This is a genomic window from Marinibaculum pumilum (assembly GCF_042646425.1).
Taxonomy (GTDB): Bacteria; Pseudomonadota; Alphaproteobacteria; order Ferrovibrionales; family Ferrovibrionaceae; genus Marinibaculum; species Marinibaculum pumilum.
On the sequence record NZ_JBHRTR010000020.1, the window covers coordinates 176,263 to 196,954 of the forward strand.

Annotated in this window: 12 protein-coding genes; 5 read left to right on the forward strand and 7 right to left on the reverse strand. The window is 68.1% G+C overall.

Going from position 1 to position 20,692, the window contains the following annotated elements; all coding sequences use genetic code 11:
• Window positions 1-35: 35 nt before the first annotated feature.
• Window positions 36-5,963, reverse strand: a complete 5,928-nt coding sequence (locus ACFOGJ_RS08455) for a beta strand repeat-containing protein (protein ID WP_379899418.1) — start codon at window positions 5,961-5,963, stop codon at window positions 36-38.
• Between ACFOGJ_RS08455 and ACFOGJ_RS08460 the strand changes: the two genes are divergently transcribed.
• The 3 genes from ACFOGJ_RS08460 to ACFOGJ_RS08470 all read left to right on the forward strand — a co-directional run bounded on the left by ACFOGJ_RS08460 (window position 5,911) and on the right by ACFOGJ_RS08470 (window position 9,849).
• On the forward strand, window positions 5,911-7,020 hold the full coding sequence (locus tag ACFOGJ_RS08460) for a hypothetical protein (protein WP_379899419.1): 1,110 nt from the start codon (window positions 5,911-5,913) through the stop codon (window positions 7,018-7,020). The genes ACFOGJ_RS08455 and ACFOGJ_RS08460 overlap by 53 nt on opposite strands.
• On the forward strand, window positions 7,021-7,182 hold the full coding sequence (locus ACFOGJ_RS08465) for a hypothetical protein (protein WP_379899420.1): 162 nt from the start codon (window positions 7,021-7,023) through the stop codon (window positions 7,180-7,182).
• Between the two features lie 696 nt (window positions 7,183-7,878).
• Window positions 7,879-9,849, forward strand: a complete 1,971-nt coding sequence (locus ACFOGJ_RS08470) for an O-linked N-acetylglucosamine transferase, SPINDLY family protein (protein WP_379899421.1) — start codon at window positions 7,879-7,881, stop codon at window positions 9,847-9,849.
• 16 nt (window positions 9,850-9,865) lie between these two features.
• Here the strand turns inward: ACFOGJ_RS08470 and ACFOGJ_RS08475 are convergent, their stop codons facing one another.
• From ACFOGJ_RS08475 to ACFOGJ_RS08500, 6 genes are all read right to left on the reverse strand, one after another.
• On the reverse strand, window positions 9,866-10,981 hold the full coding sequence (locus ACFOGJ_RS08475) for a DegT/DnrJ/EryC1/StrS family aminotransferase (protein WP_379899422.1): 1,116 nt from the start codon (window positions 10,979-10,981) through the stop codon (window positions 9,866-9,868).
• Entirely contained in the window at window positions 10,978-12,114 is a 1,137-nt protein-coding gene (locus ACFOGJ_RS08480; protein ID WP_379899423.1) for a DegT/DnrJ/EryC1/StrS family aminotransferase, read from the reverse strand. The genes ACFOGJ_RS08475 and ACFOGJ_RS08480 overlap by 4 nt, the downstream gene beginning before the upstream one ends.
• A gap of 1 nt (window position 12,115) precedes the next feature.
• Window positions 12,116-13,153 (reverse strand): alpha-ketoacid dehydrogenase subunit beta, encoded by a 1,038-nt coding sequence (locus tag ACFOGJ_RS08485; protein ID WP_379899424.1) that lies wholly within the window; start codon window positions 13,151-13,153, stop codon window positions 12,116-12,118.
• A 7-nt stretch (window positions 13,154-13,160) separates the two neighbouring features.
• Window positions 13,161-14,237, reverse strand: a complete 1,077-nt coding sequence (locus ACFOGJ_RS08490) for a thiamine pyrophosphate-dependent dehydrogenase E1 component subunit alpha (protein ID WP_379899425.1) — start codon at window positions 14,235-14,237, stop codon at window positions 13,161-13,163.
• Entirely contained in the window at window positions 14,230-15,231 is a 1,002-nt protein-coding gene (locus ACFOGJ_RS08495; RefSeq protein WP_379899426.1) for an SDR family NAD(P)-dependent oxidoreductase, read from the reverse strand. The genes ACFOGJ_RS08490 and ACFOGJ_RS08495 overlap by 8 nt, the downstream gene beginning before the upstream one ends.
• A gap of 272 nt (window positions 15,232-15,503) precedes the next feature.
• A complete protein-coding gene (locus tag ACFOGJ_RS08500; protein WP_379899427.1) occupies window positions 15,504-16,253 on the reverse strand; it encodes a class I SAM-dependent methyltransferase in 750 nt (249 codons plus the stop codon).
• A 254-nt stretch (window positions 16,254-16,507) separates the two neighbouring features.
• Between ACFOGJ_RS08500 and ACFOGJ_RS08505 the strand changes: the two genes are divergently transcribed.
• Both ACFOGJ_RS08505 and ACFOGJ_RS08510 read left to right on the forward strand, forming a co-directional pair.
• Window positions 16,508-18,712, forward strand: a complete 2,205-nt coding sequence (locus ACFOGJ_RS08505; RefSeq protein ID WP_379899428.1) for an O-linked N-acetylglucosamine transferase family protein — start codon at window positions 16,508-16,510, stop codon at window positions 18,710-18,712.
• Window positions 18,713-18,725: 13 nt separating this feature from the next.
• A complete protein-coding gene (locus tag ACFOGJ_RS08510; RefSeq protein ID WP_379899429.1) occupies window positions 18,726-20,690 on the forward strand; it encodes an O-linked N-acetylglucosamine transferase, SPINDLY family protein in 1,965 nt (654 codons plus the stop codon).
• Window positions 20,691-20,692 lie beyond the last annotated feature (2 nt).

Here is a 20,692-nt window from a genome sequence, read left to right on the forward strand (position 1 = left end):
GCGCCGCCCGTGTCTGAGGTCGTTCCGACTGCGTGTTACGGCAGGGTCACGTCGCCGGTCTGCAGGACCACGCTGTTGAACAGGCCCAGCATCCGGACGTTGGAGGCCGAGACCGAGCCCGAACCGAAGTCGTTCAGGTAGTACAGGCCGGAATTCGTACCGTCGTTGGCGACGACCAGGGCCGGACCGGTGCCGGACACGCTGCCCAGTGCGGTCAGGAAGTCGCTGAAGTTCGACGATGCGAGATTGCCACTCGAGACTGCGGTGGTGAGGTAGACGACCTCGTCGGAGCTGAGGTTCACCGCACCCGACGCCCGGCTGGTGAGGGCCAGACTGTTGTCGCCGTTCTTGTCGACGGCCGTCACCAGGGTGCTGTTGGCCACCACCTGCATCTTGTCGGTGCCGGACTGGAAGTTGTTCACCGAGTCGTAGCCGCTGTTGGTACCGAAGGCGCCGCCTTCCAGCTGCGAGGTATAGCCCACCGAGTCGGTGCCGGCGCCGGACTGCAGGTTGATCGTGTCGGCACCTGTGGAGCCGATGACCAGGTTGTTGCCAGAGGTCATCGTCAGGGTGTCGGCATTCGCACTGCCGGTCAGGGTCTCGATCCCGCCGGCGGAGACGGTCTGTCCGGCCGCGCCGCCCAGGGTGACGTTGTCGCTGCCCGTGCCGCCGGTCAGGGTCTCCACGTTGAAGGCGGAGAGCGTGTTGGTGCCGTTGGCCAGGGTCAGGGTGTCGTTGCCGCCCAGCAGATTGATGATGGCCGAGGTTGTCGATGCCCCAAGGGTGACCCCGTCATTGCCGGCACTGCCGACCAGGGTGTCGATGTTGCTGAGGGTCGCGGTCTGTCCGCCGCTGCCGAGGGTGACGAAATCGGCAGATGCGGTGCCGGTCAGCGTATCGATCCCGCTGACGGTGATCGTCGTGGCATCGCTGAGGGTGATGGCGTCGGCGTTTGCCGAGCCGGTCAGCGTATCGATGCCGGACACGGTCATCGTCGAGGCGCCGGAGATTGTGACCACCCGATCGGCGTTGGTAGCACCGAGCAGGGTCTCGATGCCGGACACTGTCGTGCTGGTCGTCGAATTGCCGCCCAGTGTGACGGAGTCCGCGGATGCGCCGCCGAGTACCGTTTCCACGTTGTAGGTGGAGAGGGTGTTCACGCCGCCGCCGGACAGGGTGAGCTGGTCGTTGCCGCCCAGCAGGTTGACGATCGCTCCGGTGATGGTGGCGCCCAGGGTGACGAGATCGGCATTGGCAGTACCGACAAGGGTCTCAGCGTTGCTCACCGTCACCGTCTGGCCGGTATTTCCGCCCAGCGTGATGCTGTCACTGCCCGTGCCGGCGGTGATCGTCTCGATGTTGTAGCTCGAGATCGAGTTTGCGCCATTGGCCAGGACCAGGATGTCGTTGCCCCCGAGGAGGTTCATGACAGCGCCGCTCTGGGCCGCGGTCAGGGTGACCCCGTCCGAGCCGCTGGTGCCGACGATCGTGTCGAGTGACGAGCCGCTGATCGTGCCGGCACCGCTGAGGTTCACCCAGTCCGAAGATGCCGATCCGTTCAGGGTCTCGATCAGGGCCGCGGTGACCGTTCCGCCGCCGGACATCGTGACCACGTCGTTGGTCGCGCTGCCGGTGATCGTCTCGATCGAGCCGGTGGTGATGGTGGACGGGCCGGACAGGGTGATCGCCTCCGAGCCGGCCGTGCTGCCCAGCACGGTTTCCACGGCGCCGACCTGGGTGGTCACTCCGGAACCGCCACCGATCCTGATGTTGTCGCTGCCGGTGCCGCCAGTGATCGTCTCGATATTGAAGGCGGAGAGCGTGTTGGTCCCGTTGGCCAGGGTCAACGCGTCGTTGCCGCTGAGCAGGTTGATGATCGCCCCGGTCTGCGCCGCAGTGAGCACCACGTTGTCGACCGCCGAGCTGCCGACGATGGTGTCGAGCAGGGAGCTCGACAGCGTACCGCCGCCGGAGATCGTGACATATTCGGTCGAAGCCGTACCGGTCAGGGTTTCCACCGCGGCGACGGTCATGGTGTTGGCGGCCGACAGGGTGATGTTGTCGTTGGTCGCCGAGCCCACCAGGGTGTCGACGCCGGAGACCCGCATCGTGCTGCTGCCGCTGAGCGAGACCTGATCGGAGGCGGTGCCGCCGATCAGCGTTTCGATCCCGCCCATGGTGACCGTGTTGCCGGTGGCACCGCCCAGGGTGATCGTGTCGGTGGTCGAGGCACCGCCGACGATGGACTCGATGTTGAAGACCGACAGGTTGTTGGTTCCGGTCGCCAGGACCAGGGTGTCGCTGCCGCCCAGCAGGTTGTAGACGGCGGAGGACTGTGCCGCCGCCAGCGTGATGCTGTCGGCGGAGGCCGAGCCGATCAGGGTGTCGATGGCGGAGGTGGTCATCGAGCCGCCACCACTGACCGTAACGCTCTCCGTCAGGAGGGAGCCGGTCAGGGTGTTAATCGCACCCACCGTCATCGTGGAGGCGGCGCTGATCGTGACGTTCTCGGCGGCGGACGTGCCGAGCAGCGTGTCGATGTTGGACACCCGCATCGTCGATGCACCGGTGATGTTCACCAGGTCGGACGAGGCGGAGCCGATCAGCGTATCGACCGCAGACACGGTCAGGGAGTTTGCCCCGGACATCGTGATGACGTCGGCGGAGACGCTGCCGAGCAAGGTGTCGAGCTGTGCCACCGTCATGGTGGTGTTGCCCGACATGGTGACCTGCAGGCTGTCGGCGGAGGCGGCACCAACCAGGGTGTTGATGGCGCCGACGGTGACGCTGGTATTGCCGGTCAGCGAGACCACCTCGGTCGACGCGGTGCCGATCAGGGTGTCGATCGCGGAAACCGTGATCGTGTTCAGGCCGGTCAGGTTGATCTGGTCGGCCGATACGCTGCCAAGCAGGGTCTCGACCCCGGTGACGGTGGTGGTGTTGGCGCCGCTCAGCGTGACCTGGTCAACCGACGCACCGCCGATCAGGGTGTTCAGGCCGGCCGCGGTGACTGTGCTGGGGCCGGAGAGGGTGATCGCTTCCGCGGAGACGGAGCCGATGAGGGTCTCCAGGCCGCTGACCGTCGTGGTCGCACCGCCACTGAAGGTCACCTGCTCGTTGGCCGATGTGCCGGTCAGGGTCTCCAGCAGGGCCGCCGTCAGGCTGCCGCCACTGGCACCGCCGAGGGTGACATTGTCGTTGCCGCCGCCGCCGATGATCGTCTCGGTGTTGAACACCGAGAGATTGTTGCCGCCGGCCGCCAGGGTCAGGCTGTCGCTGCCGCCCAGCAGGTTGATGATGGCACTGGTCTGCGATGCGCCCAGGGTGACCGTCTGGGCGGCGTCATTGCCGATCAGGGTGTCGATCAACGACGCCGTCAGGGTGGATGCACCGGAGGCGATGGTGATCGATTCGGTGTTCGTGGTGCCGGTGATCGTCTCGAGCGAGGTGACCGAGATCGTAGCCGCCGACGAGATCGTGATGTTGTCGGTGGAGTCAGAGCCGATCAGGGTGTCGATGTTCGAGACGCGCAGGACGCTCGCCGCGGTCAGGTTGACCATGTCGCCAGAGGCGGAACCGATCAGGGTGTCGAGGGCCGACGCGGTGATCGTGCCGCCACCGGAGATCGTGACCACATCGGCGCTGACGGAGCCGATCAGGCTGTTCAGGTTGGCGGTGGTGACGGTGTTCGCACCGCTGAACGTCACCTGCTCGCTCGCACTGCTGCCGAGCAGGGTGTCAAGGGCGGAGGCCCGCAAGGTCGACGCGCCGGAGAGGGTGACCGACTCCGATGCAGTAGTGCCGATGACGGTCTCGACACCCGACATGACCAGGGTGTTGGCCGCGCTGAACGTCACCTGGTCGTTGAGCTGTCCGCCGGCGACGGATTCCAGCCCGGACACGGTGATCGTGTTGTTGGTGACGTTGCCCAGATTGACGGCATCCGTCCCGGAACTGCCGATCAGGCTGTCGATGGCAGTGGCACTGACCGTGGAGGCACTGCCGAGAGTGATGACGTCGGTGCTGACGGAACCGATCAGCACGTCGATCGCATTGACCGTCGTGCTGCCGGTGCCGGAGAAAGTGACCTGGTCGCTGGCGGTGGTGCCGGTCAGGGTCTCGACGCCGGACACACGCACCGTCTGGCCGGAGCTGCCGCCCAGTGTGATGTTGTCGGAACCGGCATTGCCGAAGATCGATTCGACGTTGAAAGCCGAAAGCGTATTCGTGCCGTTGGCGAGGGTCAGCGAGTCGCTACCGGCGAGCAGGTTGTAGAGCGCACCCGTCTGCGCCGCAGCGACCGTGATCGCGTCGCCACCCGTCGTGCCGACCAGGGTTTCCACCAGCGAGGTCGTCAGCGCCGACGACGTGCCGGAGACGGTGACATAATCCGTCGTCGCGCCGCCGGTCAGGGTCTCAAGATTGGCGACGGTGACGGTGTTGGTGCCGCTCAGCGTAACGTTGTCGTTGCTGGCGGAGCCGAAGATCGAGTCGATGCCGGCCACCGTCACGGCGCTGGCCTGGGTCAGGTTGACCAGTTCGGTGGAGGCCGTGCCGAGGATCGTGTTGATCTGCGCGGCCGTGATCGTGCCGCCGCCGGTGATGCTGACGACCTCGTTGGAAGCGCTGCCCAGGACCGTGTCGATGTTGCTCAGCGTGATCGTGCTGGCAGCAGACAGGGTCAGGAAGTCCGACGACGCGCTGCCGATGACGGTATCCAGATGGGCGGCGGTCATGCTGCCGCCGCCGCTCACCGTCACCAGTTCGGATGAAGCCGAGCCGATCAGGCTGTCCAGGGCCGCCACGGTGATGGTGTTGGCACCAGAGATGGTGATCACGTCGCTGCTGGCGGAGCCGATGAGGGTGTCGATGTTGGACACCCGCATGTTGCTGGCAGCGCTGATCGAAATCTGCTCCGCGCTGGAGGAGCCGATCAGGGTGTCGACGCCGGAGACCAGCGTCGTGGCGGCGCCGCTCATCGTTACGACATCGGCGGAGACGCTGCCGATGATCGTGTCGAGCGCCACCACCTGGACGGTGTTGAGGCCGGAGAAGGTGATCGATTCGTTGTTCGTCGCGGAGCCGACCAGGGTCTCGACCGCGCTGACGGTCACGCTCTGGCCGCCAGAGCCACCCAGCGTGACGTTGTCGGCGGTGTTGCCGCCGATCAGAGTGTCGACATTGAACGCGGAGATCGTATTGGCGGAGTTGTTCAGCACCAGGGTGTCGCCGGTGCCGCTGATCAGGTTGTAGATGCCCGCCGTCTGCTGCGCCGTCAGGGTGACATTGTCAGTTGCGGAAGTGCCGACCAGGGTATCGACCGAGGCGATCGAGATGGTGGTGGCGCCCCCCGACAGGCTGACATAGTCGGAAGACGCGCTGCCGATGATGGTGTCGATCAGGCTGGCGGTGACGGTGCTGGCACCGGACAGGGTGACCTGGTCGTTGCTCGCCGAGCCAACCAGGGTCTCAACGCCGGATACCGTGGAGGAGTTGGTGCCGGAGAAGGTGACCCGGTCATTTCCGGTCGAACCGATGATCGAGTCGATGGCGCCAGCGGTGACGCTGGATGCGCCTGAAAGGGTGACCTGCTCGGTGCTGGCCGAACCGATCAGCGAGTCGATCGCGGAAACCACGGAGGAGGTGGCGCCCGAGAAGGTGATCTGGTCGGTGCTGACCGAGCCGATCAGGCTGTCGATGTTGGAGACGGTCGCCGAGGTGGCCCCGGACAGGGTCACCCGCTCAGCGGAGGCGCTGCCGATCAGGGAGTCGATCAGGCCGGCAGTGACGGTGCTGGCGCCGGAGAAGGTCACCTGGTCGGTGCTGGCCGAGCCGATCACCGTCTCGACGGCGGCAACGGTCGAGGAGTTGGCCCCTGAGAAGGTAACCCGGTCATTGCCAGTCGAGCCGATGATCGAGTCGATCAGCGCGGTAGTGGCCGTGGTGGCCGTCGAGAAGGTCACCTGTTCGGTGCTTGCCGAACCGATCAGCGAGTCGATCGCCGAAACCGTCGCCGACGTCGCGCCGGAGAAGGTCACCTGCTCGGTGCTGGCCGAGCCGATCAACGTGTCGATGGCCGAAACGGTCGCCGACGTGGCGCCGGAGAAGGTCACCTGTTCGGCACTGGCCGAACCGATCAGCGAGTCGATTCCCGATACCGTCGCCGTATTGGCGCCGGAGAAGGTCACCTGGTCGACACTGGCGGAGCCGATCAGGGAGTCGATCGCGGCAGCCGTCGCCGACGTGGCGCCGGAGAAGGTCACCTGCTCGGCGCTGGCCGAACCGATCAGCGAGTCGATTCCCGATACCGTCGCCGTATTGGCGCCGGTGAAAGTCACCTGGTCGACACTGGCGGAGCCGATCAGGGAGTCGATCGCGGCAGCCGTCGCCGACGTGGCGCCGGAGAAGGTTACCTGCTCGGTGCTGGCGGAACCGATCAGAGTATCGATTGCCGAGGCCGTCGCCGAGGTGGCGCCGGAGAAGGTCACCAGATCGGCGCTGGCCGAACCGATCAGCGAGTCGATCGCCGAGACCGTCACCGTGGTGGCGCCGGAGAAGGTCACCTGCTCGGTGCTGGCCGAACCGATGAGGGTGTCGATTGCCGCGACTGTCTGGCTGGTGGCACCCGAGAAGGTCAGCTGGTCGGCGCTGGCCGAACCGATCAGCGAATCAATCGCCGAAACCGTCGCCGTGGTGGCGCCGGTGAAGGTCACCTGTTCGGCACTGGCCGAGCCGATCAGGGAGTCGATCGCGGAGACGGTCTGCGTTGTGGCCCCGGAGAAGGTCACCTGCTCGACGCTGACGGACCCGATCAGCGTGTCGATCAGCGCGGCGGTGGCGGAGGTGCTGCCCGAAAAGGTGATCTGCTCCGCACTGGCCGAGCCGATCAGCGAGTCGATCGCGGAGACCGTCGACGTGTTGGCACCGGAGAAGGTCACCTGGTCGACACTGACCGATCCAAGCAGGGTCTCGATCGAATTGACGACGGTACTGGAGGCGCCGGAGAAGGTAATCTGCTGATTGTCGGTCGAGGACCCGATCAACGTCTCAATCGCCGAGACCCGCATGCTGCTGGCGGTCGAGATGTTGACCAGGTCGTTGCCGCCACCGCCGATGATGCTGTGTGCGCCCGCGGTGCCGGTGACGGAGAACTCCGTCGAGTTGGCGGAGAAGGAGATCTGATCGGCGCCGCCGGAAGAATTGTAGATGACCAGCGTTGCTTCAGCCGAGAGAGATAGCGTGTCGTTTCCGGCGGTACCAGTGATGGTGACTGTGGTCATCTTTGTAGATCCCCTGACCTGAAATTTTTCGAGTGCCGGGCAAAGCAGAGCGATGCCCCGGCCCCGGCTGCGGCAAAGATGGGGCATAGTAGCCACAAACGGAATTCAGCCGCAAGCGGCCTAAGCGGCTGTAAGGGCCTGATTTTTCGCCGGTTCGGCACAGCCCGTTGCGGGGCGCCTGAATGGCCGTCCGCCGGCCGGGCCGGCGGGCGTTCTTGAGTCCGGAAATTCAAGCGGCGGGGCGATGGCGGCCAGACCCCCTGCGAATCGTAGGATTTCCGCGACCTCCACGGGCGAGGGTCGCGACATTGAATGAACCTTCAGGAAGCGGATGGATGCCGGCGCGGCCGAGCTTCTCCGGGACCGGGGCAGGCTCTGCTCCTGGTGCATAAATGCCACGATCTTCGAAGATTTCAGGCATCCTCGTTCTTTCGGTCAAGGCCGTGCGCGCGACCGCCTGCGTGTCGTCGGGATTGCACCGCCTGTCCCGGCTGGGCAAATAGGGAAGCGGTTCCCAATCGCTGCCTGTCGCTCCGGCATCGTTCGCCAGCGCTGCCGCCAGGCCTCACCCGTTTCTCACCCGTTCGGACCGCCCATCATGCCCCACTCGACAGATCGACCGGACCCGGCCCGGCCGCCGGCGGCCGGCAGCCGATCCGATGTCGGCGTCGCGCGCCAGCCCGCAGAGACGGCGGTGCAGCCCGCCGACCTTCAGGGACTGGCGGTGGCGGGCGCGGCTGCCTATGGCCAGGCGCGATACGACGAGGCGATCACCCGGTTCGCCCGGATGACGGAACTGGCCCCGGGCGAGATGGCGGGCCATCTGAACCTTGGCCATGCGCTGATGGCCGCGCAGCGGTTCGATGAGGCGCTTGCCAGCTATCGGAATGCTGCCGCGCTGCGTGCCGACCGTGCCGATGCCCAGTACGGTATCGGCAACGCCTTGAATGCTCTTGGCCGACTGTCCGAGGCGGTGCCTTTCTTCGGAAAGGCCGCAGCCCTTATGCCGGACAACGCCGATGTGCTGTGTCACCACGGCAATGCGCTGTTGTCGGACCGGCAGTACGGGGCCGCGGCCGAGGCCTATCGCCGGGCCATTGCGGCGCGGCCGGGCGATGCCGGGCTGATGAACAACCTGGCAAGTGCGCTGCGCTACAGCCGCAGCCTGGAGGAAGCCGAAGCCGCCTATCGCGATGCGATTGCCGCAGACCCGGACTACGCCGACGCCTACGGCAACCTTGGGGTTCTGCTGCGCGACATGGGACGGCTGTCGGAAGGCATCGCCCAGCTGCGCGAAGCGCTGCGGATCAATCCCGCGGCCAATGCCACCCATTCGAACCTGATCTTCTGCCTGGATTTCCTGCCGGACATCGATGTGGCCGCGCACCAGGCCGAGCGCCGGAGCTGGCACCTGCGGCACGAGGTGCCGCGACGTCATCTGCGGCCCGCGCTGCAGAACCGGCCAGAGCCGGAGCGGGTGCTGCGGGTCGGCTATGTCTCCGCCGATTTCAAGGTGCACTCGGCCTCTGCCCTGTTCGGCCCGGTCATCCTGAACCATGACCGCAGTCGATTCGACGTGACCTGCTATTCGAGCACGGTGGGGGAGGATTTCCGCACCGCCCAGTTTGCGGCTGCGACCCGCTTCCGACGGGTGAACCATCTGGATGACACGGCGCTGGCCGCACAGATCCAGGCGGACGGGATCGACATCCTGGTGGACCTGTCCGGGCATACCGCGGGCAACCGCCTGCTGACCTTCGCGCAGAAGCCGGCACCGGTGCAGGTGACCGCCTGGGGCCATGCCACCAGCACCGGGCTGGAGGCGATGGACTATTTCTTCGCCGACCCCTACCTGGTGCCGGCAGCCGAACGGCATCTCTACGCCGAGCAGATCGCCGACCTGCCCTGCCTGCTCTGCTTCGAGGCGCCGCACTATGCCCCCGATGTCGCCGCGCTTCCCGCCGACACGAACGGCTGCATCACCTTCGGCTGCCTGAACCGCCTGGCGAAGGTGTCCCCGGAGGTGCTGACGGTCTGGGCGGAGATCCTGCGCGGCACGCCGGGAAGCAGGCTGTTGCTGAAGGGGAACGGCATGGCGAAGGCTGCCAACCAGGCGCGCTTCCGTTCGGTGATGGAATCGGCCGGCGTCTCCGGCGAGCGGCTGATCTTCCGCGACGAGACGCCCCACATCCGCCACCTCGCCACCTATGGCGAGGTCGACATCGCGCTGGACCCCTTTCCCTATTGCGGCGGCACCACGACCTGCGAGGCATTGTGGATGGGGGTCCCGGTGGTGGCGATGGCCGGCCGGGTTCCGGCCAGCCGGCTGGGCGTCGCAATCCTGTCGGCGCTCGGCTTTCCGGGGCTGGTCGCCGCGGACCGCGACGGCTATGTCGCCCTGGCCTGCGGCCTGGCGGCCAACACCGACCTGCTGCGGCGGCTGCGCGCCGAATTACGGCCGCGCTTCGCCGCCGCACCGGTCGGCAATGTCCCGCTCTATACCCGGGCGGTCGAAGACTCCTACCGGGCGATGTGGCGGCGCTGGTGCCAGGAGGCGAGCCGCCACTGACAGCGCCGCCGCAGGGTCAGCCCTGGCGGTAGAAGCTCCCGATCGCCTCTGCGACCCGCGCCACCGCCTCCGCCCCCAGCGATTGATGCACCGGCAGGGACAGGGTGTGCGCCGCCTGGCGCTCGGTCTCCGGGAAATCGCCCGCCTTGTAGCCCAGACCCGCGGCGGCCGGCTGCAGGTGGATCGGCACCGGATAGTGCATCGCGGTCTGGATGCCGGCCTGGCGCAGATGGGCGGCAAGCCGGTCGCGGTCCGGCGCTTCCACCCGGAAGGTCGACCAGGTGTTGTATTCGTGCTGCCGCTCCGGCACCGCCCGCACCGGGCTGTCCTGCAGCAGCCGCAGGTAGAGATCGGCGTTGCGCCGCCGCCGCGCCTCCACCGACGGCAGGCGTTGCAGCCGCATCAGCAGCACCGCCGCCTGCACATTGTCGAGGCGGGAGACGAAGCCGAATTCCACCACCCCGCTGGGGGTCGTGCCATGGCTGCGCAGCCGGCGGATCCGGTCGGCGATCGCCGCATCCGCGGTGGCGACGAAGCCGCCGTCGCCGACCCCGTTCAGGTTCTTCGCCGGATGGGTGGAAAAGCAGCCCACCGTGCCGAACGTGCCGGCCGCGCGGTCCTGGAATTTCGAGCCGAAGGCCTGCGCCGCATCCTCGATCACCAGCAGGCCGTGCGCCTGCGCGATCTCGCCGATGCGGTCCATGTCGCAGACCCGGCCGCCCAGATGCACCGGCATGATCGCCCGGGTCCGCGGGCCGATGGCGCGTGCCACCGCATCCGGGTCGATGTTGATGTCGTCGGCCACGTCGGCAAAAACCGGCACCGCGCCGATATGCCGGATCGCGGCGGTGGAGGCGACGAAGGAATTCGGCGGGGTGATGACCTCGTCGCCCGGCGCGATGCCGGCGGCGACCATGCCCAGCATCAGCGCATCGGTGCCGGAGGAGACCGCCACAACATGCGGCGTGCCCAGGGCGGCGGCCAGCGCCGCTTCCAGTTCCGCCACCAGGGGACCGCCGACCCAGCCGCCGTCCATCACGCCCCGCGCCAGGGCGGCCTGCAGCGCCTCGCCCTCCTCCGCCGCCTGCGCGGCAAGGTCGAGGAACGGAATCTCCGGCACGGTCCCGCTCATTGCGCCGCCTCCGCTTCGCCCAGGGCGAAGCCGCGGATGGTGGCGATCACATGTTCGACCTGGTCGTCGTCCAGATACTGGTGCACCGGCAGGGTCAGGGTCTCCGCCGCCTGGCGGTCGGTTTCCGGGAAGCGGGCGCCGGCCGGCAGGACCTCGGCCAGCGCCGGCTGGCGATAGATCGGCACCGGATAGTGGATCTTGTATTCGATGCCCTGCGCGCCGCAATGCACCGCCAGCGCGTCGCGCCGGTCGCAGAACAGCTGGTAGGTGACGAAGGAATGCCGCACGTCGGGATGCCGGCGCGGGATGCGCAGCCCGGGCAGGCCGGCGAAGGCGGCATCGTAGCGGGCGGCGATGGCGTTGCGGCGGGCGACGATGGCGTCGGCCTGCGGCAGCATCTTCAACGCTACCGCGGCCTGCAGGCTGTCCAGCCGCGAATTGGTCCCCATCAGCACGACCGTGTCGCGGTCCGCCAGGCCGTGGTTGCGCAACAGCCGCAGCTGCGCCGCCAGGGCATCGTCGTCGGTGACGATCACGCCGCCATCGCCCCAGATGTTGAGGAACTTCAGCGGGTGCATGGAATAGATGCCGGCAGCGCCCCAGGTGCCGGCCATGCGGCCGTCCTGCAGGGTCATGAAGGCCTGGCAGGCATCCTCCACCACCGGCACGCCGTGCCGTGCGGCCAGCGCGTTCAGCGCCGCCATGTCGGCCATCGTGCCGCTCAGATGCACCGGCACGATCGCCTTCGTCGCCGGGCCGATGGCGGCCGGCAGGGCATCCAGGTCGAGGCAGAGGCTGTCGTCGACATCGACGAAGACAGGCTTCGCGCCCAGCTCCGCGATCGCGCCGACGGTGGCGACGAAGGTGTTGGCGGCGGTGATCACCTCGTCGCCCGGCCCGACACCCACCGCGCGCAGCGACAGCTTGATGCCGTCGGTGCCGGAATTGACGCCGATGGCATGCGCCGCGCCGGTCTTCGCGGCGAAGGCCGCCTCGAACGCGGTGACCACGGCGCCGAGGGTGAAGTCGCCGCTGGCGACCACCTCCGCGATCGCCGCCATGATCGGCGCCGGGTCGGCGAACTGCTGCGGCAGGTAGTTGAAGGGGACCCTGACCCCGCGATCGGCACCCATCTCAGCCGTCCTTCCGCCCGACCGCGATGCGGGCGGCGGCCTCGATCTCCGCCGCGCCGGGATAGAAGGCGCCTTCCAGGTGGGCGCTGGTCGGCGAATGGCTCTGCGGCCAGGTCACCCGCACCGGCCGCGCCTTCAGCTCCGGCCCCAGCGCCTCCGCCACCGCGGCGACGATCTCCGCCGCGGCGCCGAAGCGCTGCCAGCCGGGATCGGCCACCACCAGCCGGCCGGTATGGCGGACCGAGGCGATGACCGTGTCCAGGTCCAGCGGCGCCAGGCAGCGCAGGTCCACCACCTCCGCGGCGATGCCGGCCTCGGCCAGGCGCTCCGCCGCGGCCAGCGCCTCCGGCACCATGGCGCCGATGGCGACCAGGGTGACGTCGTCGCCGGCACGGCGCACCGCCGCCTTGCCCAGGCGCAGGCGGTAGGGTTCCACCGGCACCTCCTCGGTCATCGAATAGAGCTGACGCCCCTCGATCACCAGGGTGGGATCGTCGCTGAAGATGCTGGCCAGCAGCAGCCCCTTGGCGTCGGCCGGGGTGGCGGGCATCACCACCTGCAGCCCCGGCACATGCGCGAACCAGGCGTGCAGGCTCTTGGAATGCTGCGGGCCCTGGCCCCAGCCCTTGCCGACGATGGCGCGGATCGTCAGCGGCAGTTTCGCCTGGCCGCCGGAAATGAAACGCCACATGCTGAGCCAGTTCACCAGCATGTCGACACCGTACAGCATGAAGTCCAGGCGCTGGTGCACCAGCACCGGCCGCAGCCCGGCATTCGCCGCACCGCCGGCAAGCCCGGTCAACGCCTGTTCGGCGATCGGCACGTCGAACACCCGGTGGCCGCCATGGCGCTCCGCCAGGCCCTTCGTGGTGCCGAAGATGCCGCTGGCGCCATCGGCGCCGATGCCATAGAGCACGACGCCGGGATCGGCCTGCAGGGCCTGGTCCATGGCATCGCGCAGGGCGCCGGCATAGGTGGTCGGCGCGGTCTTCATCCCGTGGGGTCGGTCGCCGCCCCCGGCGGCTGCGGAATCGCTCATCAAAGCCTCAGTACGGTTCCAGCCGGGCTTCCGCCTGGCCGCCACGGAAGGCGGTCTCCACCACCTCGGTGAACGGGATCGCCACCTGGGCATCGCCGGCGGGCTGCACGAAACGGTCCAGGTCGGCCGGCGCCGGGGCCGGGGCGGCCTGGGCCGCGGCATAGGCGGCCTGGATGCCGGCATCCAGTTCGTCGCGCAGGGCGGCGAGTTCCGCCGCCGTGGCGCCCTGGTCCTGCAGCACGGATTCCAGCATCAGCAGCGGGTCGCGCAGGCGCCACTTCGCCACCTCCTCCGGCGGCCGGTAGCCCAGCGCATCGTCGCTCTCCGGGCCGACATGGCTGCAGGTGCGGTAGGTCAGCACCTCGCAGAACACCGGCCCGCCGCCGCCGCGGATGCCGTCGCAGAGCGGTCCCAGTCGCGCCAGCAGCTGCAGCGGATCGTTGCCGTCCATGACATGGACCGGCACGCCGAAGGCGCGGGCCCGGGTGGAGATCAGGTCCGGCGCGCCGCGATCGGCCAGGCCGGTATGGGCGGCATAGCCGTTGTTCTCGCACAGCACGAGCAGCGGCAGGCGATGCAGCGCGGCGAAGGACAGCACCTCGAAGCCGATGCCTTCGTCGAAGGCGCCGTCGCCGACGACGGACACCGTCAGCGCCGGCTCCTTGCGATAGGCCTGGGCGAAGGCATGGCCCAGCGCCAGGCCCACCGGGCCGCCGACGATCGCGCCGCTGTAGAACAGGCTGTCGTGATGGGCCAGTTCCATCGAGCCGCCCATGCCGCCATTGGCGCCGCTGGCCTTGCCGTGGAATTCCGCGATCATCGCCGCCAGCGGCGCGCCCTTGGCCAGGTAATAGCCATGGCTGCGATAGTGGGTATAGACCGCATCCTCGGGCCGCAGCAGCTCCGCCAGGGCAGCCGGCGCCGCCTCCTGGCCGATGCAGAAATGCATCGGGCAGCGCATCTCGTTCGCCTCGTGGTAGCGCGCCAGCAGGATCTCCTCCACCCGCCGGATCAGCAGCGCGGTGCGGTACAGCCGGCGGGCGGCGTCGGGTGCGTTGCCGCCGCTCTCCGCTGCCTCAGCCATGGGCGCGTCCCGGCCTGCGGCCGGGGGCCTCCGCCGCCTTTTCCATGCCGTCCTCTCCCTCTGGATGCTTCGCCGCGCCGGCAGTCGCCGCCGCCTGGCGCCGTGCGACGTATGTCCGGGACTGCGCCGATGTCAATGCTTCCCGCAGCGGATCGCCGGGCGGCAGGTGACGCAGGTTCACCCGCTCGCCACGATACAACTCCGAGCCCTCCAGCAACGGCAGGCTGTCCAGGAATTCCGGTTCCGCCCAGGGGTCGAAGCTGGCGCTGATCGTGCGGCCCGACAGGGCATGCGCCGCGTCGCCCAGCAGGAAGCGCGCACAGTCGACGACCAGCGACATCGGCACGCTGCCCTCCTTCAGCCGCGACAGGGTGAACTCGTAATAGTCGCGGCCCGCCTTTTCCGGCCCGGCCTTGATCGTCTCGCGGTGGATGTCGGTGGCGACGAAGCCCGGCGCCAGCGCCAGCGCGGCGATGCCCAGTGGCGCCAGTTCGCCGGCCGCCGTCTCCACCAGCCGGACGATGCCGGCCTTGGCGCTGCCATAGGCGGAGCAGCGCGGCAGCGGGGTGAAGGCGCCGCCGCCGGCCACTGCCAGGATCCGCGGCAGGTGGCCGTGCTGCAGCTGGGGCACCGCCGCCCGCGCCACCAGGTAGAAGCCGAACAGGTTGTTGGTGATCGCCCCCAGCCATTCCTGGGGGTCGGTCTCGTGGAACAGGCCGATCGGGCCGTAGACCCCGGCGCAATGGACCACTGCGTCCAGCCGTGGCCAGCGCTTCGCCAGCAGCGCGAACAGCGCCTCCACAGCCGCGGGGTCCGCCATGTCGCATGCATGAGCGATACAGCCCGACGCTGCATCGGGCGGAATCAGTTCATGCAGTAGCGCTTCCCGCCGGCCGGTCGCCGCCACAACCTGACCATCGGCGATCAGGGCCTGGGTGATTGCCCGACCGATGCCGGAACCGGCCCCTGTGACCAGGATGTAGCGTGGCGTCATACAAATACTCTTACGACCGGGTGCGGTCCGGCGCACACGCCTCGCCGGCTTCGCCCCGGACCGCGAAGGACCGGCAGGCCGGGCGGTCGACGGCGACACCGCGATTTATGGGGTGCAAGGCCGTCGAACCCGGCGCTCATGGCGGCCTGGCTCGGAATGGCCCAGACCGGACGGGTCCGGTCGGCGGACTGATGTTTTCTGGAGTACTACAACATCCTGGAGGCGCAAGTCAGCAGCGATTCTACTCATAGAGACCTGTCGCTGTCCCCTGGTCAGCCTCCTGTCCCCTGTTCCTTCACCTGCACCTTTGACAGAATATAGTGCCGGCCGTTCACACTGACTTCCGGCGGCCCGCCATGCTCCAAAGCATACATCATGCGCAGCATATGGGTGCCCAGGGTGACCCGGTCCCCCACCGCAGTATCGCCGCTCAGGGCCAGTGCGGCACCCTGCTCCTCCATCGACCGATTGCGGACAGGCGTCGAAGTCGACTGTCCGGGATAGACGAACCAGGACGGACAGAGTTCGTTCGGCCCGGCATGAACGCATTCCGGATCGGTCAGGTTGAGCTCGACCCCCAACTGGCCGACAAAGTAGTCGACGGCTTCGATCACCAGCGGCCATTTCGGATCGTAGTCGTCGCCGGCAAGGATTCCCTCCGGCTTCACCTTGGGCATCCAGTCGAAGAACAGACGCCCGCCCAATTCGCCGGTATGCGCAAAACCGTCGATGTATACGAAGTCGAACATGCCGTCAGGGAATAGGTCGAGCGCCTGATCGAAGGTCATGCGCAGGAGCTTGAAATTGCTTTCCAGCCCGATTGCCTTCAACGCCGCTCGGTATTCGTCCACATCGTGATGATCGCCGTATCGGTCCACCCCGTACAGCTGGCTGAACTTCCCGCTCGCCACCAGTCTTGCCGAGTAGACGCCGGCCGCTACGCCAAGCTCGATCCCGATATTGTCGGTGCCTGGCAGAAGCTGACAAATGCCGTATCGGTCCAAACCTTTGTGAATTCTCATGATGCCGCATCGCAGGAGTGGCGCCGCACGCCGATGCAAGTTCATATGGCCGCGCGCTTGAAGGATCAACCTCCAGGGTTCAAGCCCGTGGATCCGCTCATCTGCTTCCTGGCCCCGGCGCCAGGTGCGAACCCTGGATCAAAGGCGCTGGCGGCGCGACTGCGCAGCTTTTCGCTTGAGCCGCGACCGCACAGAGGTCAGAACCACCGCAGGCGCCGATCGTCAGGCCAGTACCAAGCAACAGGATCCAGGTCTTGCAGCAATCCCTCGACCTCCCCTTGCCCGCAGCGCTCGTCGACCGGCTGGCCGCCGACCCGAACGACGGACAGGCCCTGCAGGCCCTGGCGGAACATCATGCGCGCACCGGCAGCGCGGGCCTGGCTCATGCCTGCCGGATCCGAGCGGCCGCCCTGGCGGACATGCCCGCGCGGCAGCAGGTGCAGCCGCCAGCCCCCGCATCGAACGCAGCCGCGCCGGAAGTCGGCCAGACACTGCTTGCGCTTCGCGCAAGGGCGATCGGCCTGATCCAGGCAGGGGAAGGGAACCAGGCGCTCGAAATCCTGGATCAGGTGCTGGCGATGGCGCCCGACGATTCCATCGCACTGAATGCCAGCGGCGCAGCGCTTCTTGGCAAGAAGGATTTCGCTGCGGCCGAGATGCGGCTGCTGAAGGCGGTCGAGGTCTGGCCCGCCAACGGCGAGGCCTGGACGAATATCGGTTACTTGCGCCAGCGGCAGCGGCGACCGCGAGAGGCGATCGCTGCGTATCGCGAGGCACTCAAACACCTGCCGGGCGAGGGACGGCTGCACAACAATATCGGGTCGGCACTGGAAGAACTCGACGAGATGGAGGAGGCGGCCGGGCATTTCGCGAAGGCCGTCGAGCTGCTGCCCGACAATGCCAATTCCTATAACAATCTGGGCCGCGCCAAACTGCGGCGCGGGGAGCTGGCGGAGGCCCGTCGGCTGCTGGCCAAGGCCATCGAGCTCCGCCCGGACGACGATGCCGGCGCCATGAACTGGGCGACCCTTCTGCTTGCGGAAATGCGGTACGAGGAGGCGGAGGCAGCGTTCCGCCGGGCGCTGAGCCTGAACCCCGAGCGTGCGGAGACATGGTCGAACCTCGGCAACCTGCTGAAGGACCAGGGCAACTACCAGGGTGCGTTCGAATGCCTGGAGCGGGCGCTGGAACTCGACCCCGACATGGACCTGGCCATGTCGAACCTGATCTTCACCCGCGACTTCGACCCGACGGCAACGGTTGAGTCCCAGCAGGCGGAGCGTGCCGAATGGGACCGGCGTTTCGGTGCGCGGCATCGCGATGCCATCCTGCCGCACCGGAACGACCCCGATCCCGACCGTCCGCTGGTCCTGGGCTACGTGTCCGCCGACTTCAAGCGCCACTCCGCCGAGATCGCGTTCGGCCCGGTGCTGCGCAGCCACGACCGGTCGCAGTTCCGGCTGATCCTCTATTCGAACGTCGACCGGCCGGACCGGGTAACGGCGCAGTACCAGGAGATGGCGGAGGTCTATCACAATTGCCTGCGGATGACCGACGACGAGATGGCGGAGCAGATCCGTCGCGACGGGGTCGACGTGCTGATCGACCTGTCCGGCCATACCGCCGGCCACCGGCTGTCCGTCTTCGCGCGCAAGCCGGCGCCGGTGCAGGTCCATGCCTGGGGTCATGTCGGCACCGGCCTGCGCACGATCGACTACTACATGTCCGATCCGGTCCTGGTGCGGCCGGACGAGCGCCACTTCTATGCCGAAGAGGTCTTCGACCTGCCGGCGCCGATCTGCTACCTGGCGCCGGAGGAGTCACCGCCGGTGTCGCCGCCGCCGATCCAGTCCAACGGATTCGCCACCTTCGGCTGTTTCAACCGGATTTCCAAACTGTCCGCCCGGACGGCGGACTGCTGGGCGGACCTGCTGCGGCAACTGCCGGACAGCCGCCTGGTGCTGAAGGACCGGACCCTGGATGACGAGACCCAGCGCGCGCGCGTCGCCGGCTGGTTCACCGGCCGCGGGATCGATGCCGGCCGGCTGACCCTGCTGCCTGGCAGCGGGCATCTGGAACATATGGCCGCCTATGCGCAGATCGACATCGCGCTGGATCCTTTCCCGCAGGGCGGCGGCATCACCACCTGCGAGGCCCTGTGGATGGGCGTGCCGGTGGTCGCGCTGATGGGACAGGTGCCGTCCAGCCGCATCGCCTCCGCGATCGTCGCAAATGTCGGCCTGCCGGAACTGGTCGCGGAGAGTCGCGACAGCTATGTCGCAAAGGCGATCGGCCTGGCACGGGATCCGGCCCGGCTGCTCACCCTGCGACACCAGCTTCGCGACGTGATCGCCCGGGCACCGATCGGCAACACGGTGGCCTATACCCGCGCCGTAGAAGCGGCCTACCGGACCTTCTGGCAGCGGTGGTGCGCCGGCCAGGGGCGGCCGCGCGGCTGAACGGAGGGCTGCCATGGCGGATCTGCGGCTCTTCGATGCCGGTGCCAGTTCGGCGATGCCGCTGCCGGCACCGATGGATCCCGGCCAGGCCCTGCACCGGGCCACCCGGATGATCCTGGCCGGTCGGGTGGCCGAGGGCCGGGCCCTGCTGGAAGACCTGGTGACGCGACAACCGGCGATACCCGATGCTTGGAACAACCTGGCCAGCGCCCGCCGCACCCTGGGTGATGTCGAAGGCGCGCTGGCGGCGATCGCCAGGGCCGTCGCCCTGGCTCCGGAGCGGGCGGAGTTCCGCTACAACCACGGCAACGCCCTGCGCGCCGCCAACCGCGACAGCGAAGCTACAGAGGCGTACCGCGCCGCCATCGCCCGGCAGCCCGATCACAGCATGGCGTGGAACGGCCTCGGGCTCTGCCTGGCCGCCGATCGCGGCCTTGCCGCGGCGCAGCGCCTCAGCGGCGCCGGTCGCGCCTATCGCCGGGCCCTTGTCGCCGATACCGGCAACGGCAAGGCCTGGAACAATCTGGGGGCCATCTACTACGAGGAAAACCTGCCCTATCGCGCGCTGGCCTGTCTGCGCCAGGCGGCGGCAGCCGATCCCGCCTTCGCGATGCCGTACAACAATATGGCGAACATCTACCGCGATATCGGCCGGATGGAGGACGCCTTTGGCTGCTTCCGGACCGCCCTGCGGCTGGACCCGGACTATCGCGACGCACATACCAATCTGATCTTTTCGCTGGACTTCGATTCCAGCCAGACGACGGAACTGCAGCAGGCGGAACGGCGCCGCTGGGCGGAGCGGCACGCGGCCCTGCCCGCGCTGCCGGCGCGCCCCGGCCCGGACGACCCGCAGCGTCCGTTGCAGGTGGGATACATATCCGGGGACTTCAGGGTGCATTCGGCTGCCGCCACGTTCGCAGCACCGATCCTGCACCATGATCGCGACCGTTTCCGCATCACCTGCTACTACACCGACACGGTGGAAGACCCGTCCACCGCGCGGTTCCGCGAGGCGGCGGATCGCTGGCGCGCGATCGGCAGCCTGTCCGACGAAGCGCTGGCGCAGCAGGTCCGCGCGGATGAGATCGACATCCTGGTCGACCTGTCCGGCCATACCAACGGCCACCGCCTCGGCGCATTCGCGCGGCGTCCGGCGCCGGTCCAGGTCACCGGCTGGGGTCACTGCACGGGCACAGGCATGGCCCAGATGGACGCCCTGCTTGTCGATTCCGTTCTGGTGCCGCAGGACGAGCGTACGCTGTTCGCCGAACGGATCGTTGACCTGCCCTGCGCGCTGAGCTTCGAACCCTTCCAGACGCCTCCGGCACCGGCGCCGGCGCAGGGCCACTGGCACGGCACCCTTCGGAGCGGGCCGGACGATGTCGTCTTCGGCGCACTTGGGCGGGGCGGCAAGGCAGGCCCGGACAGCATCCGGCTCTGGGCGCAGGTCCTGCAGGCGGTCCCCGGGAGCCGACTGTTCCTGAAGGACCGCCAGTACGAAGACCGGCTGCGGCGACGGGATATTCTGCACGGTTTCGCCGAGATGGGGATCGGCGCCGACCGTATCGCCTTTGGCGGCCGCACCGACTGGCGCGGGCACCTGTCCAGTTACTGGAACGTCGACATCGCCCTGGACACCACCCCGCAGGGTGGCGGCGTGACGACCCTGGAAGCGCTGTGGATGGGCGTGCCCATGATCACCCTCTACGGTCGCTTCCCCTCCAGCAGGATTGCGGCCTCGATCCTGTCCGCCTGCGGCAGGTCGGAATGGATCGCCCGGGACGAGGCCGGCTTTGCCGCCATCGCCCGCGACCTGGCGGCCAATGTGGCCAAGCTGCGGTCCGGCAGGGTCGCCCAGCGCGAGGCGCTGACCGGCATGCCGCCCTACGATCCGCCCGCCTATGCCCGTGCCGTTGAGGCGGCGTACCGGACCCTGTGGAAGGAACACTGCACCCGCACGGCGGCGTCGCGCTGAGC